Here is a 16,100-nt window from a genome sequence, read left to right on the forward strand (position 1 = left end):
GTCAGGCCAGGCGCCAGACCTGGAAGGTGGGGCCGTCGGCCGGCAGGGTGATCGCGCCGTCGGCGTCCGGGCGCAGCGCGGGGGCTCCGCCGTAGACGTTCTCCGCGGCGGGCAGGCCGGGCAGGCGGACCGGGGTGCCGGCCGCGCGGCGGGCCAGCACCAGCACCGTGCCGGTGGGCGCCTCGCGGAGGAAGACCAGCGTGTCGGCGTCGGCGTGCACCCAGCGCAGGCCGCCGTGCCGCAGCGCCGGCTCGCCACGCCGCAGCGCCAGCAGCGACCGGTACGCGTCGAACGTGCGCCGGTCCCAGCGCTCCGGCCGGTGCCACGGCATCGGGGTACGCGAGCCCTCACCGTTGGTGCCGGTCAGCCCCAGCTCGTCCCCGGCGAAGATCACCGGGGTGCCCGGCATGGTGGCGAGCAGGCCGGCGGCCACCTCCTGCCGGGCCGCGTCGCCGACCACGGTCCGGATCCGGGCCGAGTCGTGCGACCCGAGCAGCTGCCACGAGTGCACGTACGAGCGCCAGGAGATCAGCGACCGGTAGGCGTTCATGGTGGCCAGCACGCCGCCCGCGTCCCGCCGCCGGACCCCGCCGGGGGTGCCGAGGAAGTTCGGCACCGGGTCGTCACCGACGCGCAGCCAGGACCAGACCGGGTCGGTGAAGCCGACGTAGTTCATGGTGCCGTGCCAGCCGTCCCGGTCCAGGTCGCCGGTGTGGTCGTGGCCGTGCTCGGCCAGCAGCAGCCCGTCGGTCCGGGTGTCGGCGACCACCTCGCGCAGCAGCCGCGCCACCTCGTGGGTGTACGCGTCGGCGCCCCGCCGGCCGGTCATGTTCGCCACGTCCACCCGCCAGCCGTCCAGTCCGTACGGCGGGCGCAGCCAGCGGCGCAGCAACGAGTCCTCGGCCGTGGCGAAGCGTCGGCGCAGCTCGGCGCTGCCCCAGTTGAGCTTCGGCAGCGACTTGACCCCGTTCCAGGACTCGTACGACGGCTCCAGGTCGCAGCGCGGCGTCAGACCGGCCTTCATTCGGTCCGGAGCGCCGCCAAGCGGCGCGGAGGCCGAATTATGGCCGCCAGCCGAGCCGGAGTTGTCGCAGCCGCCGGCCAGGTCGAAGTAGTACAGCTCCCGCTCCGGCGCGCGCACGTCGGAGGCGGCGGCGGTGAACCACTGGTGGGCGTCGCCGGTGTGGTTGCTGGTGATGTCGCCGAGCAGCCGCCAGCCCCGGGCGTGCACCGCGTCGGCCAGCCGGGCCAGTGCGGCGTCCCCGCCGAGCAGCGGGTCCACCGTGTCGAAGCTGGCCGCGTCGTAGCGGTGGTTGGAGCGGGCCGGGAAGATCGGGGTGAGGTAGACGGTGTTGACGCCGAGCCGCTCCAGGTGGTCCAGGTGCTCCGTGACGCCGTCCAGGTCGCCGCCGTAGAACTGGCGCGGGGTCTCCGGGCCGCGCCCGATCACCGGGGTGTCCCAGTCGCACGGGATGGCCCAGTCCGGCGCGGTCCGGCCGTCGGCGGCGGCCGAGCGGGCGAAGCGGTCCGGGAAGATCTGGTAGATCAGCGCGTCCCGGGCCCAGGCCGGTGGCGGCGCGTAGCTGACCAGCTTGAAGTCGCCATGATCAGGTACGTCGTGGTCGACCAGGCCGGCGCCGTTCAGCCAGCGGTAGCCCCGCCCGCCGTCGAGCAGGAAGCGGTAGTTGCTGACCGGGTTGCGGACCTCGACGTCGGCCCGCCACCACACGTCACCGTTCTCGGTGCGGTCGACCACGGCCTCGGCGAACCGGGGCTCGCCGTCGCCGGTGGTCCGCACGTGCACCTGGCGCACGTCCGCGCCGGCCGGGACCCGGACGAAGACCGGGACGGTCTGCCCGAGCGCGGGCTCCTGCTCGGGCACGTAGGTGGCGGATCCGTCGTGGTGCGGCTGCAGAGACATGAGGCTGCCTTTCGCGTCGTTCTCGACAGGAGAGGGGCGGGCAACCGCCGCGGTCGGTCACCCGACCGCGGCGGTCCGCCCGGAAACCGCTCCGGTGTACGCCGACACGACGCCCTTGCCGCAGCGTGAGCCGAGGAGGCTCAGCCCTTCACCGCTCCCGCCGTCAGGCCGGAGACGATGTAGCGCTGGAGCAGCTGGAACACCAGCACCGTCGGGATCGCGGTGAGCAGGGTGCCCGCCGCGAACATCCCGAAGTTGTTGTTGCGCTCGCCGGCGACCAGGCCGAACATCCCGACCGCCAGGGTCTTCGAGTTCGGCTCGGTGAGGAACACGTTGGCGATGATGAACTCGTTGATCGAGCCGATGAAGGCGAGCAGCCCGGTCACCGCCAGGATCGGCGCCACCAGCGGCAGCATGATCCGGAAGAACACCTGGGCGTGTGAGGCACCGTCCATGGTCGCCGACTCGTCCAGCTCCTTCGGCAGGGTGTCGAAGAAGCCCTTCATCAGCCAGGTGTTCGCGCCGAGCGCAACGCCCATGTAGAGCAGGAACAGGCCCCACGGGGTGTTGAAGCCGATCGCCGGCCACAGGTCGGTGACCGTCGTGAAGATCAGGAAGATCGCCACGATGGCCAGGAACTGCGGGAACATCTGGATGAGTAGCAGCGCGAGCAGCCCGACCCGGCGACCAGCGAACCGCATCCGGGAGAACGCGTACGCCGCCAGCGCGGACAGGAAGATCGACGCGAAGCTCGCCACGCCGGCGAGGAGCAGCGAGTTGAGGAACCAGTGCGCGAAGGGCGTGTCCTGGAACAGGTTGGTGAAGTTCTCGAACGACGCCCCGGTCGGCAGCAGCTCGGTCGACGAGAGCGTGCCGAGCGGGTTGAGCGCCGCGGAGATCACGAACAGGATCGGGAAGAGGCTGAACGCCACCGCCAGCACCCCGACCAGGTGCCGCCAGCCCACCTGGGCGAACCAGCGACCCTTCGACCTCCCGGTCGCGTTGCGGTTGGCGACGGGGGCGTCCGCGTAGGTGGTCACGAGTACACCTCCTCCATCTTGCGGGTGCGCCGGAAGCTGATCGCCGCCACGACGGCCACGATCGCGAAGATGAAGATCGATACTGTCGTGGCCAAGCCGTATTCGGCGCCCTGGGCGCCGAAGGCCAGCCGGTAGGTGTAGGTGATGAGCAGGTCGGTGGCGCCGTTGGTCGGATTGTCCGCCGGGAACGGCCCACCCTCGGTGGTGAACAGGATCGCGTTGACGTTGTTGAAGTTGTACGCGAACGAGGTGATCAGCAGCGGCGAGAGCGCGACCAGCAGCAGTGGCAGGGTGACCGCCCGGAACGACTGCCACGGCGACGCGCCGTCGACGGAGGTGGCCTCGGTCAGCTCGCGCGGGATCGCCTGGAGTGCGCCGGTGGTCACCAGGAACATGTACGGGTAGCCCAACCAGAGCTGCACCAGCAGCACCGCGGCCCGGGCGCTCCAGCTCCCGCCGAACCAGTCGACGTCGAGGCCGAACAGGTTGTTGAGCAGGCCGAAGTCGGTGTTGAACATGTCCCGCCAGACCAGCAGCATCGCGAACGACGGCATGGCGTACGGGAGGATCAGCAGCACCCGGTAGAGGTTGGTGCCGCGCATCCGGGGCGAGTGCAGGGCGAGCGCAATGCCCATGCCGAGCAGGAAGGTGAGCCCGGTCGAGCCGATGGCGAACGCGAAGTTCCAGACCAGCGTGCCGAAGAACGGGCCGGAGATGTTCGGGTCGGTCAGCACCCGGCTGAAGTTCTTCAGCCCGACGTTGACCTTCCAGCCCTGGGTGAGCCGCTCGCCGTCGGCGGCGACGAAGGAGCCGCTCTTCTCGTCGGCGGTCCAGGTCTTGCCGGTCTCGCTGTCCTTGACGCAGTCGCAGCCGGCGTCGTACGCCCGGACGGCCTTGCCCTCGTAGGCCCGCGTGAGGCCGTTGGAGCGGATGGCCCCACCGGGCGTCGGCACCACCAGGGCGGTGATCGCGTCGCTGCGGCCGCTCGCCTGACCGATGTTCAGCACGGTGTAGCCGTCGGCGGCGGTGACCTTGCCGGTGAGGCTGCTGACCGTCACCTGGGCCGCGTCGAGCTTGCGCAGCCCGCCCGCGTCACCCGCGAAGACCTCCTTGGTCTTCGGGTCGCTGAGCAGGAAGACCAGGGAGCCGGTCTGCGGGTCGCCCTTGGTGGCGATGGAGAGCGAGTACTCGGCGGAGCCGGGGACCTGCTTCACCGAGGAGGTCTGGATGGCGACGATCGCGTCGTCCTTGCCGCCGCGGTGGCCGTCGCCGAAGTTCGTGAAGGCGGTGCTCGCGGTGTAGAGCACCGGGAAGACCTGGAAGGCCAGCAGGAAGAGGGTGCCGGGGACCAGGTACTTGGCCGGGATGTGCCGGCGGCCGAGGTAGAGGTAGAACAGGCCCGCGGTGGTGACCGCCAGGATGCCCAGTCCGACCCAGTGTTCGGCCTCGATGAGCGGGAACGCCGCCCAGATCGCGATCCCGGCCACCAGGCCGAGCAGGATCACCTTGACGACGAGGCCGGTCGCGGTGATCGGCGCGTGGTTCCGCGCGGTACGGGACTTGCGCGGGAGCCCGCGGCGAACGGGCTCCCGGCCCGGAGCCTGCGTGGCAGGCTCCGGGCCGGACAGCGACGTGCTCATTACTTGATCTGACCCGCGATGGTCTTGCCCGCGGCGGTGATCGTCTTGGCCGGGTCGGCGCCACCGATGATGGCGGCCTCCGCCTTGCCGAACGGGTCCCAGATCGCGGCCATGGCCGGGATCGCCGGGAGCACCTGGCCGTTCTTGCCGGCCTCCTGGAACTTGGCCAGGTCCGGGTCCTCGCCCTTGACCTGGTCGAAGGCGGCGGTCAGCGCCGGCGGGCGCGGCTCGGCCTTGTACAGCGCGACGGCCAGCTCGGGCTTGGTCACGTAGTTGGTGACGAACTCCTGGGCCAGGGCCTTGTTCTTGCCCTTGGCGGCGACGTAGAACGCCTGGACGCCCACGAACGGCTGGGCCTCCTTGCCACCGGCGAAGCCGGGGACCGGGGAGATGTCGTACTTGATGCTGGCCTTCTTGGCGTCGGCGATGGCCCACGGGCCGGAGACCAGGAAGGCGCACTTCTTGCCGGTGAAGGTGGCGATGGAGTTCTCGCCGGTGATGGAGCGCTTGAGCGCACCCTCACCCTTCTCACCGAGCTTCGCGATCTTCTGGAAGGCCGCGATCGACTCCGGCTTGCCCACGCCCAGGTCCTTCGGGTCGTAGTCGCCGTTGGCCGAGGTGCCGAACAGGTAGCCGCCGCCGGAGGTGTACAGCGGGTAGATGTGGTACGCGTCGCCGTTCTGGCCGGACTGCAGGCAGAGGATCTCGCTGACCTTCTTCTGGGCCTTGAGCTGCTTGCCGGTGGCGACCAGGTCCTCGATCGTCTTCGGCGCCTCGGGGGCCAGTTCGGTGTTGCGGATCAGCGCGACGTTCTCGGTGGCGTAGGGGACGCCGTAGAGCTGGCCGTTGAAGGTGACGGCCTTGACCGCGGTCTCGTTGAACGCGCTCTTCTGCTCGGCGGAGAGCTGCACCGGGTCGATGGCGCCGTTCTGAACCAGGTTGCCGATCCAGTCGTGCGCGCCGACCACGACGTCCGGCCCACTGCCCTGCTGGGAGGCGGTGACGAAGTTGGTCTGCAGGTCCTTGGAGACGGCCTGGACCTCGACGGTGACGCCGTTCTCCTTGCCGAACTCCTCAGCGAACGGCTTCAGGGCGGCGGTTCGCTTGTCGTCGGCCCAGATGACCAGCTTGCCGCCGGTCGCCTTGGCGGACTCCTTGGCGGCCGGCTTGTCGCTGTCGTTGCCACCGCAGCCGGACGCGGCGAGCGCCAGGCCGAGGACAGCGACCACACCCGCGGTACGGATGCGCATCGGTACTCCTGTCGTCATGGCGGCCCGCCGGGGGAAGGACGGTCGCCAGTGGAAACGTCGGTAATTTCTTGCTGACCGGCGCCGGGGTGCAACGCCGCTGCTCTCGCATGTTGCCGGGACGTTAGCAAGAGGTTGCAGAGAATGGAAGGGCTTGCAGGAGCGTACGCAAGACTTTGCCGTTGAGCTAAAGTGCCGCCATGCGCGCTCGACTGTCCGACATCGCCCAACAGGCCGAAGTCAGCGAGGCCACGGTGTCGCGGGTGCTCAACGACCGCCCCGGAGTGGCCCCGGAGACCCGGCAGGCCGTCCTGACCGCCCTCGACGTGCTCGGCTACGAGCGCCCGGCCCGGCTGCGCAAGCGCAGCGCCGGGCTCGTGGGGCTGGTCGTACCGGAGCTGGACAACCCGATCTTCCCCGCCTTCGCCCAGGTCATCGAGTCGACGCTGGCGCAGAGCGGCTTCACCCCGGTGCTCTGCACCCAGACCCCCGGTGGGGTCACCGAGGACGAGTACGTCGAGATGCTGCTGGACCGGCAGGTCTCCGGGATCGTCTTCGTCTCCGGCCTGCACGCCGACACCGCCGCCAATCACGACCGGTACCGCGCGCTGATCGCCCGGCCGCTGCCGATCGTCATGATCAACGGGTACGCCCCCGGCATCGCGGCGCCCTTCGTCTCCTGCGACGACGGGGAGGCCACCGAGCTGGCCGTCGCGCACCTGGTCGCGCTCGGCCACCGGCGGATCGGCCTGATCACCGGCCCGGACCGCTTCGTTCCGGTGCAGCGGCGGGTGGCCGGCTTCCGGTCCGCGATGAGCCGGCTGGTCGGCACGAGCGAGGCGGAGGTCGGCGAGCTGGCCGAGCTCTCCCTCTTCGGCGTCGAGGGCGGCGAGGCGGCCGCCGGCCGGCTGATCGAGCGGGGCGTGACCGGCATCGTCTCCGGCTCCGACCTGATGGCGCTGGGCGCGATCCGGGCGGCCCGCCAGCGCGGCCGCTCGGTCCCCGGCGACATCTCGGTGGTCGGCTACGACGACTCCCCGCTGATGGCCTTCACCGACCCGCCGCTGACCACCATGCGCCAGCCGGTCGCGGCCATGGCGGTGGCCGCGGTCCGCGCCCTAGTCGACGAGATCAACGGCCACGCCGCGCCGCACTCCGAGTACCTGTTCCGCCCGGAACTGGTGGTCCGCGGCTCCACCGCGGTGGTCGGCCAGGCCGGAGCCGCCCCGGGCAGCGGCGCGAGGCGACCGCACCCGGCCGCCCCCACCCTCGCCGTCCCGGCCTGACCACGCCGGTCCCGCCCCGGTGCCCAGTCACCGGGACCGGCCGGCTGCCCGCAGGAAAGCCGTCATTTCTTGCGCAAGGAATGCTTGACTCTTGCAGCGCTCGGGCGGCATTCTGCTCAGACACCCGCGCCCGTCGCCCGCGCCCGCGCGGGTGCCAGCGTCCCTTGCCAGAGAACGGGGATCGTCACCGATGACCGCCACCCATCCCACGCCGCTGACCTCCGACGACGACTGGTGGCGAGCCGCGGTCGTCTACCAGGTCTACGTCCGCAGCTTCGCCGACGCGAACTCCGACGGCGTCGGTGACCTCGAGGGCATCCGCCAGCGGCTGCCGTACCTGCGCGACCTCGGCGTGGACGCGCTCTGGCTGACCCCCTTCTACACCTCGCCACAGATCGACGCCGGCTACGACGTGGCCGACTACCGGGACGTCGACCCGCTGTTCGGCTCCCTCACCGACTTCGACGCCATGGTCGGCGACGCGCACGCGCTGGGCCTGCGGATCATCGTCGACCTGGTCCCCAACCACACCTCCAGCGCGCACCCGTGGTTCCAGGCGGCGCTGGCCGCCGGCCCGGGCTCCTCCGAGCGCGAGCGCTACCTGTTCGCCGAGGGCAAGGGCGAGCAGGGCGAGCTGCCGCCGAACGACTGGGAGAGCATCTTCGGCGGCCCCGCCTGGACCCGGGTCGCCGACGGCCAGTGGTACCTGCACCTGTTCGACCCGGCCCAGCCCGACCTCAACTGGCGCCACCCGGAGGTGCGCGCCGAGTTCGAGGACATCCTGCGGTTCTGGCTCGACCGGGGCGTGGACGGCTTCCGGATCGACGTGGCGCACGGGATGATCAAGGCCGAGGGGCTGCCGGACGTCGGCTTCAACTCGATGACCACCGGCCGGCGGCAGTCCGAACTGCTGGGCAAGGGCCGGCTGCCCTACTTCGACCAGGACGAGGTGCACGACATCTACCGCGCCTGGCGGCCGATCCTGGACAGCTACCCGGGTGGCCGGATGGCGGTGGCGGAGGCGTGGGCGGAGACCCCGCAGCGGCTGGCCCGCTACATCGGCCCGGACGAGCTGCACCAGGCATTCAGCTTCGACTTCCTCGACGCCACCTGGTCGGCCGACTCCTTCCGCAAGGTGATCGACACCGCGCTCGCCGAGTCGACCATCGTGGGCGCCCCGACCACCTGGGTGCTCTCCAACCACGACCGGCAGCGGCACGTCACCCGGTACGGCGACGGCGAGGTCGGCCTGCGCCGCGCCCGCGCCGCCACCCTGCTGATGCTCTCCCTGCCCGGCTGCGCGTACATCTACCAGGGCGAGGAGCTGGGCCTGCCCGAGGTGCTGGACCTCCCCGACGAGCTGCGCCAGGACCCGGCGTTCCTGCGCACCGGGGAGAGCCGGGACGGCTGCCGGGTGCCGATCCCGTGGAGCGGCGAGCTGGCCCCGTACGGCTTCGGCCCGGACGGCAGCGAGCTGAGCTGGCTGCCGGCGCCGGCGACCTGGCGGGCCCTCTCGGTGGCCGCCCAGACCGGCGCGCCCGGCTCGACGCTGGAGCTCTACCGGACCGCCCTGCGGATCCGGCACGAGCACCCGGCGCTGGCCGGCACCGACGGCATCACCTGGCTGGAGACCGAGCCCGGATTGCTGGCGTTCCACCGCACCGCCGGCGACGCCGAGCTGACCTGCGTGGTCAACCTCAGCGGCGCGGCGGCCACGGTCGCCGGTCACGGCCGGCCGGTCGTGGCCAGCGCCGAACTCACCGAGCGGGGCGACGGGCACGTCCTGCCGGTGGACGCAGCTGCGTGGTTCGAACGGCGCTGAGCCGGGTAACCCGCCATTGACCTGGTCGTCCGTTGTGCCCCGCGCCGACGGGCGGCTGGGCAACCGACCCCTTGTGGTGGGGGGTGAGGTGGCACCGGCCCCTCGGGAGTCCGCTCCCGCAGGGGCCGGTGTCCATCCGGGACCGTGGGGTACCACAAGGACATGACCACCGCGCGGCTGAGCGCGCTCAGTCCCCCTTGCTGGTGAGCAGCTTGGCGATCCGGGCGAAGCCGGCCCGCACCTCGTCCCGGCCGGGCGGGGGCAGCGGCTCGGGCACCGGCTCCCGCTCGGCGGCCAGTTCCAGCTCCTCGTCGATGACGTCCTCGAAGTCGCCGTAGAGGTCCGCCTGGTCGACCCGGGCCGCCTCGTCCTCGGCGGCGATCTGCGCGGCGGCGATCTCGCTGCGGATCTCCTCGGTCGTCAGCGCCGGCAGCAGCGGCTCCACCACGGCCATCAGCTGCTCGTCGGCGACCACCGCCTCGGCCAGGGCGAGCGCGTGCGGCCGCTCGTACGGGCCGCAGACCACCGGCTCCCACTCGTCGGCGTCGCCGAGCGGGCCGAACGTGATGATCCACGGCAGGCCGAGCATCGGCGAGTCGTCCGGCAGGTCCAGTGTCACGAGTGCGCCCACCGGCTCATCATGGTCGCTCCCGGCGGGGACATGGACCTCATTCACCCCAACTCCCCCCTCTCCGGCGGTCGCTCTCACCCGTGGGTACCGGCGTCGAGGGCCGCGCGGACCAGGGCGAGGGCCCGCTCCGGTGGCACGCCCAGGCGAGCGGCCTCGGCGGCGTACCCGGCCGCGGCCCGGTGCAGGCGGTCGGTGGCGTCGTCGCGCCCCGGGGCGACCACGGTCCCGTGCCGCCCCCGGGTCTCCACCAACCCGGTGCCCTCCAGCTCCCGGTAGGCGCGGGCCACCGTGTTCACCGCCAGCCCCAGGTCGGCGGCGAGCTGCCGGACCGCGGGCAGCCGGGTGCCCACCGGCAGCCGGCCGTCGCCGATCATCGCGGCGAGCTGCCCGCGCACCTGCTCGTACGGCGGCGCGGCCGAGTCCGGGTCGAGCCGGATCCGGGCGGTCATCCCGCGCCGCCCGGCGTACCCGGCTCGGTCTCCTCGTCGATCTCCACGTCCACCTCCCGTGCGGCGGCGCCCTCGGCCAGGTCCACCACCCGGCCGTACCGGCTGGTGGCGGCCAGCGCCGCGCCGAAGAGCAGCAACTGGTTGAGCAGGTAGAGGTAGAGCAGCAGCCCCACCGCGCCCGCCACCACCGTGTACGCCGGATTCCGTTCGGTCCGCACGACGTAGTAGCGCCCGACCGTGTTGAGCAGGGTGATGCCGACCGCGACCGCCAGCACCACCGGCCGCAGCCGGCGGCGGCTCATCCGCAGCCGGGGCACCGCCACCAGCAGCGCCACGGCCAGCACCGCGTTGATCACGACGCTGAGCACCGCGCTGACCGTGGTCAGCCCGACCGAGCCGGTGCTCCGCAGCAGGAAGCGCAGCAGCGACTCCAGCGCGTCCACCGCGGCCACCGAGACGCCGAGCAGCACGAAGATCGCGACCAGCACCCCCAGGTCGACCAGGCGACGCACCACCAGGTTGCCGGGCTGCTGGTTGAAGCCGTACATCAGCCGCTGCGAGGAGCGGATGGCCTCCACCCAGCCGATCCCGGTGAAGACCAGGATGATCAGACCGACCACGCCGACCGCGTTGCTGCTCTGGGCGATCTGCTGCGGGTTCAGGAACGGCAGGTTGCGCTCCAGGAAGTCCGCGGCCGCCTTGCTGACCTCGTCGTTGTCCTGCAGGATCGCGCCGAAGATCCAGTACGCGACCAGGGCGAGCGCGAAGACCGCGAAGAACCCGTAGTAGGCGATCGCGGCGGCCAGCCGGCCGCCGAGCACGTCGGCGTAGAGCGTCCCGGCCCGCCACAGGTGGTCGAACGCCGGCAGCCGGTCCCGCGCCGCGTCGATCCGGCGACCGGCGGCGGCCTCGATCCGGCCGATCACGTTCACCATGCCATCCTCGCCGATCCCCCGTCATCAGGGAGGCGGGCCGGCCGGGCGCTCAACTCAACCGCCGAGGCGGAAGTCGCGGCGGGGCTGCCACCGGGCCGCCCCGCTGTGCGAGAAGAGGGTGAACGCCTCCACCTCGAACAGCGCGGAGAAGTCGGCCAGGTCCTCGTACGCCTTGTCCAGCACCTCCGGCGGCACGTCCTGGGCCACCGTGACGTGCGGGTGATAGGGGAAGCGGGCCTCCCGGTGCAGCTCGGGGGCCGAGTTGATGGCGGCGGCGAGCAGCTCGCACTCGCTGATCCCGGCCGCCACCGCCACGAAGACCACCTGGGTGACCGGCCGGAACGTGCCGGTGCCCCGCAGGTGCAGGGTGAACGGCAGGTGGGTGGCCGCCACCCGGGCCAGGTGCGCCTCGACGGCGGGCAGCGCGTGCACCGGGATCTCGGTCGGCCCGAGCAGGGTGACGTGGGCGGGGACCGCCTGCGGGTCACCGGCCTCGATGCGGCGGCGGGTGAGCATCCCGCCCCACGGCTCGGGGATGTCCACCGCGATCCCGATCTGGATGGTGTCGCCGGCGTCCGGCGCCCCTTCCCTACCGTCCACGCTCCGCGCCATCCCTCCGGCCACCGACCTGCGTCCCACCGATCCCGACGTGCCCGGGCCGCTACTCGGCCCGGACCGGCGGGAAGAAGCCGACCCGGTCGTACACGGTGCGCAGGGTCGCCGCGGCCACCGCCCGGGCCTTCTCCGCGCCGTGCGCGAGCAGCTTGTCGAGCTGGGCGGGGTCGTCCAGGTAGCCGCGGGTGCGCTCCTGGATCGGGGTGACGAACTCCCGGACCACCTCGCCGAGGTCCTTCTTGAGGTCCCCGTAACCCTTGCCGTCGTAGGCGGCGACCAGGTCGTCGATGCTCCGGCCGGAGAGCGCCGAGTAGATGGTGAGCAGGTTGGCGATGCCCGGCTTGCCCTCGGCGTCGAAGATGATCTCGCGGCCGGTGTCGGTGACCGCGGAGCGGATCTTCTTGGCCGAGCGGGCCGGATCCTCCAGCAGGTCGATGATGCCGGCCGGCGAGGAGGACGACTTCGACATCTTGGCCGTCGGGTCCTGCAGGTCGGTGATCTTCGCGGTGTCCTTGACGATGTGCGGCGCGGGCACCGTGAAGGTCGGCCCGAACAGCGAGTTGAACCGCTGGGCCAGGTCCCGGGAGAGCTCCAGGTGCTGCCGCTGGTCTTCGCCGACCGGCACCGCGTGCGCCTGGTAGAGCAGGATGTCGGCGGCCTGCAGGATCGGGTACGTGAAGAGGCCGACGCTGGCCCGCTCGCTGCCCTGCTTCTGCGACTTGTCCTTGAACTGGGTCATCCGGCTGGCCTCGCCGAACCCGGTGATGCAGCCGAGCACCCAGGCCAGCTGCGTGTGCTCGGGCACCTGCGACTGCACGAACAGGGTGCTGCGCTCCGGGTCGAGGCCCAGCCCGAACAGCTGCGCGGCGGCGATCCGGCTGCGCTGCTTGAGCACCTTCGGGTCGTGCCCGGCGGTGATCGCGTGGAGGTCCACCACGCAGTAGAAGGCGTCGTGGCTGTCCTGCAACGCCACCCAGTGCCGCAGCGCGCCCAGGTAGTTGCCGAGGTGGAACGAGTCGGCCGTCGGCTGGATGCCGGAGAAGACGCGCGGGCGGGCGGGTACGTCGGACATGCCGGCAATTCTGTCAGCAAGGCCCGGTGGACGTCATGACGGGCCGGCGGGTCGGCGGTCGGCGGTCGTGACCGGGGCGTTGGCCTCGCGCCGCTGCTCGGGCAGGCGCACGGCGGAGACCGCGAGCCGGGACACCCGCCGCCCCTCCAGGGCGAGCACCCGCAGCAGCCAGCCGCCCGGCGGGTCGTCCGGGTCGGGCTCGGCCAGGCCGTCCGGGCCGGAGGCCACCGGAACCTCGTCGCCGGCGACCGGCAGCCGGCCCAGGGCCGCCATCACGAACCCGCCGACCGTCTCGTACGGCCCGACGGGCAGCGGCACCCCGGTGCGCTCGGCGAAGTCGGCCAGGTTGAGCCGGCCGTCGACCACGGCGGGCAGGCCGGCGTGCGCCGGGTCGGGTGGGGCGTGGTGCTCGTCGTGGATCTCCCCGACCAGCTCCTCGACCAGGTCCTCGCAGGTGACGATGCCGGCCGTGCCGCCGTACTCGTCCACCACCACGGCGAGGTGGTGGCCCTCCCGGCGCATCTCGGTGAGCGCGGCGAGCACCCGCTTGCTGCCCGGGAGCTGTTTCACCTCGCGGGTCAGCTCCCCGACGGTGGCCCACCGGTCGGGGTTCGGGCGGAGCAGCACGTCCCGCAGGTGGACGAAGCCGACCACGTCGTCGTGGGTGCCGTCGACCACCGGGTAGCGGGTGTGTGTCTCCGTGCGGACCAGCCGTTCCGCCTCGTCGAGGGTGAGCCCCGCGGAGAGGAACACGACCTCGGTACGCGGCACCATCACCTCGCGGACCAGGCGGGCCCCGGCCACCAGCACCTCGTCGATGATCCGGCGTTCGTCCGGGTCGAGCACGGTGTTCGCGGCGACCAGGTCGCGCAGCTCGGCCTCGGTGATCCGCTCCCGGCCGGCGGTGGGGCTGGCCCCGAGCAGGGCGGTGACCAGGCGGGTCGCGCCGTCGGCGGCGCGGACCACCAGCCGGGCGACGGTCCGGGCGACGGGGCCCGGCTCGCGTCGTGGTCGCCCCGGCGGCCGGCGCCGGAGTCCGGGACCACCTGCCTCCCGCATGAGAAGGATGGTAAACAGCACTCGCCGCCGGGTCGGGGCAATGTTCGTATCTGTTCAATCATGGCGGATCATGGTGAAATAACGGTGTGTCGCAGGCAGCGGAGGCACAGCCGGCGGCCCTAGGGTGATCGACGGACGGCCGGCGCGGGGCCCGGCCAGGCAGGGAGGACCCGACGTGAAACTGCTCGTCACCGGCGGCGCCGGCTACATCGGCAGTGTGGTGACCCGGATGCTGCTCGACGACGGCCACGAGGTCACCGTCCTGGACGACCTGCGCACCGGGCACCGGGCAGCCCTCGCCCCCGAGGCCACCCACGTCGACCTGCCGATCCACGAGGCCGCCCGGGTGCTCACCCCCGACGCCGGCTTCGACGGCGTGCTGCACTTCGCCGCGCTGATCGCCGCCGGCGAGTCGATGGTCAAGCCGGAGCTCTACTGGCGGACCAACACGATCGGCTCGCTCGCCCTGCTCGACGCGGTCCGCGCCGCCCGGGTGCCCCGACTGGTCTTCTCCTCCACCGCCGCGGTCTACGGCAACCCCACCCAGGTGCCCATCCCGGAGACCGCCGTGCAGGCCCCCACCAACACCTACGGGGCGACGAAGCTGGCCGTCGACATGGCGCTCACCTCCGAGGCGGTCGCGCACGACCTGGCCGCCGTCTCGCTGCGCTACTTCAACGTCGCCGGCGCGTACCTGCACGACGGGCAGGCCATCGGCGAGCGGCACGACCCGGAGACCCATCTCATCCCGCTCGCCCTCGACGTGGCCGCCGGCCGCCGCGAGAAGCTGCAGCTCTTCGGGGACGACTACCCCACCCCCGACGGCACCTGCGTCCGCGACTACATCCACGTGGCGGACCTCGCCCGGGCGCACCTGCTGGCGCTCGCCGCCGCCACCCCCGGCCGGCACCGGATCTACAACCTCGGCAACGGCAACGGCTTCACCAACCGGCAGGTGATCGAGGTGGTCCGCGAGGTCACCGGCCACCCCGTGCCGGTCGAGGTGGCCCCGCGCCGCGAGGGCGACCCCGCCGAGTTGGTCGCCTCCGCCGAGCGGGCCCGCACCGAGCTGGGCTGGGTGCCGGCCAAGCCCACCCTCCAGGACATGGTCGCCGACGCCTGGGCGTTCTACCGCGAGCACGTCCTGGGACAGCGGTGAGCGGCCCCACCGCGCCCGCCGCCACGCCGACCGCGCCGTCGGGCGACCTCGCCGCCCGCGCCACCGCCGGCTTCCAACAGCGGTACGGCGGGGAGCCGGCGGGCCGCTGGGCGGCTCCCGGCCGGGTCAACCTGATCGGCGAGCACACCGACTACAACGACGGCTTCGTGCTCCCGTTCGCGCTGCCGCTGCGTACCGTGGTCGCCGCGGCGGCCCGGGAGGACGAACGCTGGACGGTCTGGTCGGAGCTGGACGACGACCCGGTGGAGTTCGGGCCGGCCGAGGCCGACGAGCCCGGCCGGGTCACCGGCTGGGCCGCCTACGTGGCCGGGGTGGTCTGGGCGCTGCGGGCCGCCGGCCTCCCGGTGCCCGGCGCCCGGCTCGCCATCGCCTCCGACGTGCCGGTCGGCTCCGGCCTCTCCTCCTCGGCGGCCGTCGAGGCCGCGGTGCTGGCCGCCCTGGTCGAGCTGGGTGGGCTGGACCTGCCGGCCGAGCGGTGGCCGCGGCTCGCCCAGCGGGCCGAGAACGACTACGTCGGCGCGCCCACCGGGATCATGGACCAGTCGGCGGTGATCCGGGGCCGCCGGGGCCACGCCCTCTTCCTGGACTGCCGCACCGAGCAGGTCGAACAGATCCCGTTCGACCTGGACGCCGCCGGGCTGGCCATGCTCGTGATCGACAGCCGGGCCCCGCACCGGCACGCCGACGGCGAGTACGCCGCCCGGCGCAAGACCTGCGAGCGGGCAGCGCAGGCCCTCGGGGTGCCGGCCCTGCGCGACGTGGCCGCCGCCGACCTCGACGCGGCGCTGGCCGGCCTGCCCGACGACGAGACCCGCCGCCGGGTCCGGCACGTGGTCACCGAGGACCAGCGGGTGCTCGACACGGTGGCGTTGCTGCGGGCCGGCCGGGTACGCGACATCGGCCCGCTGCTGACCGCCTCGCACGCCTCGATGCGGGACGACTTCGAGATCACCGTGCCGGAGATCGACACGGCGGTGGACGCGGCCCTGGCCGCCGGGGCGCACGGGGCCCGGATGACCGGCGGCGGTTTCGGCGGGTGCGTGCTGGCGCTGGTCGACGCGGCCGCCGCCGACGCCGTGGCGGCCGCCGTGACCGCCGCGTACGCCGAGCGTGGCTTCGCCGCCCCCGGCACCGTCACCGTCCTCCCGGCCGGCGGCGCCACCCGCCTCGACTGAGCCGACCGTCCGATCCGGACGGTCGGTA

The 16,100-nt window shown here is 72.6% G+C and carries 14 protein-coding genes; 4 read left to right on the top strand and 10 right to left on the bottom strand.

Annotated elements, in window-relative coordinates:
• Position 1: 1 nt before the first annotated feature.
• The 4 genes from Q2K19_RS07260 to Q2K19_RS07275 all read right to left on the bottom strand — a co-directional run bounded on the left by Q2K19_RS07260 (position 2) and on the right by Q2K19_RS07275 (position 5,851).
• The gene (locus Q2K19_RS07260) at positions 2-1,921 is read right to left on the bottom strand and encodes a glycoside hydrolase family 13 protein (protein WP_302768693.1); all 1,920 of its coding nucleotides are present in this window, start codon (positions 1,919-1,921) and stop codon (positions 2-4) included.
• Positions 1,922-2,061: 140 nt separating this feature from the next.
• Positions 2,062-2,961 carry a sugar ABC transporter permease gene (locus Q2K19_RS07265; RefSeq protein ID WP_302768694.1) on the bottom strand — a complete coding sequence of 300 codons (900 nt, stop codon included), beginning with the start codon at positions 2,959-2,961 and terminating at the stop codon, positions 2,062-2,064.
• On the bottom strand, positions 2,958-4,601 hold the full coding sequence (locus tag Q2K19_RS07270; protein WP_302768696.1) for an ABC transporter permease subunit: 1,644 nt from the start codon (positions 4,599-4,601) through the stop codon (positions 2,958-2,960). Before Q2K19_RS07270 ends, Q2K19_RS07265 begins: the two co-directional genes overlap by 4 nt.
• Complete coding sequence (locus tag Q2K19_RS07275) at positions 4,601-5,851, bottom strand: sugar ABC transporter substrate-binding protein (RefSeq protein WP_302768698.1); 1,251 nt, start codon at positions 5,849-5,851, stop codon at positions 4,601-4,603. Before Q2K19_RS07275 ends, Q2K19_RS07270 begins: the two co-directional genes overlap by 1 nt.
• Positions 5,852-6,048: 197 nt before the next feature.
• Here Q2K19_RS07275 and Q2K19_RS07280 point away from each other — a divergent pair, with 197 nt between their 5' ends.
• Complete coding sequence (locus tag Q2K19_RS07280; RefSeq protein WP_302768700.1) at positions 6,049-7,134, top strand: LacI family DNA-binding transcriptional regulator; 1,086 nt, start codon at positions 6,049-6,051, stop codon at positions 7,132-7,134.
• A gap of 190 nt (positions 7,135-7,324) precedes the next feature.
• Positions 7,325-8,956 (top strand): glycoside hydrolase family 13 protein, encoded by a 1,632-nt coding sequence (locus Q2K19_RS07285; RefSeq protein ID WP_302768702.1) that lies wholly within the window; start codon positions 7,325-7,327, stop codon positions 8,954-8,956.
• Positions 8,957-9,143: 187 nt separating this feature from the next.
• Here Q2K19_RS07285 and Q2K19_RS07290 read toward each other — a convergent pair whose 3' ends face one another.
• The 6 genes from Q2K19_RS07290 to Q2K19_RS07315 form a co-directional block, all read right to left on the bottom strand.
• Positions 9,144-9,587 carry a hypothetical protein gene (locus tag Q2K19_RS07290; RefSeq protein ID WP_302768704.1) on the bottom strand — a complete coding sequence of 148 codons (444 nt, stop codon included), beginning with the start codon at positions 9,585-9,587 and terminating at the stop codon, positions 9,144-9,146.
• A 74-nt stretch (positions 9,588-9,661) separates the two neighbouring features.
• The gene (locus tag Q2K19_RS07295; protein ID WP_302768707.1) at positions 9,662-10,036 is read right to left on the bottom strand and encodes a GntR family transcriptional regulator; all 375 of its coding nucleotides are present in this window, start codon (positions 10,034-10,036) and stop codon (positions 9,662-9,664) included.
• On the bottom strand, positions 10,033-10,968 hold the full coding sequence (locus Q2K19_RS07300; protein ID WP_302772319.1) for a YihY/virulence factor BrkB family protein: 936 nt from the start codon (positions 10,966-10,968) through the stop codon (positions 10,033-10,035). Before Q2K19_RS07300 ends, Q2K19_RS07295 begins: the two co-directional genes overlap by 4 nt.
• 57 nt (positions 10,969-11,025) lie before the next feature.
• Positions 11,026-11,583, bottom strand: coding sequence for a 2'-5' RNA ligase family protein (locus tag Q2K19_RS07305; RefSeq protein ID WP_302768709.1), 558 nt, complete (start codon positions 11,581-11,583; stop codon positions 11,026-11,028).
• 49 nt (positions 11,584-11,632) lie between these two features.
• Positions 11,633-12,658 (bottom strand): tryptophan--tRNA ligase, encoded by a 1,026-nt coding sequence (gene trpS, locus Q2K19_RS07310; protein ID WP_302768712.1) that lies wholly within the window; start codon positions 12,656-12,658, stop codon positions 11,633-11,635.
• A gap of 33 nt (positions 12,659-12,691) precedes the next feature.
• Positions 12,692-13,717 (bottom strand): hemolysin family protein, encoded by a 1,026-nt coding sequence (locus Q2K19_RS07315; protein ID WP_302768714.1) that lies wholly within the window; start codon positions 13,715-13,717, stop codon positions 12,692-12,694.
• Between the two features lie 229 nt (positions 13,718-13,946).
• Between Q2K19_RS07315 and galE the strand changes: the two genes are divergently transcribed.
• Together galE and galK are read left to right on the top strand one after the other, a co-directional pair.
• Positions 13,947-14,876 carry a UDP-glucose 4-epimerase GalE gene (gene galE, locus Q2K19_RS07320; RefSeq protein ID WP_302772321.1) on the top strand — a complete coding sequence of 310 codons (930 nt, stop codon included), beginning with the start codon at positions 13,947-13,949 and terminating at the stop codon, positions 14,874-14,876.
• A complete protein-coding gene (gene galK, locus Q2K19_RS07325) occupies positions 14,873-16,072 on the top strand; it encodes a galactokinase (RefSeq protein WP_302768716.1) in 1,200 nt (399 codons plus the stop codon). Before galE ends, galK begins: the two co-directional genes overlap by 4 nt.
• Positions 16,073-16,100: the final 28 nt, after the last annotated feature.

The organism is Micromonospora sp. NBRC 110009 (assembly GCF_030518795.1).
In the GTDB taxonomy this organism is placed as follows: domain Bacteria; phylum Actinomycetota; class Actinomycetes; order Mycobacteriales; family Micromonosporaceae; genus Micromonospora.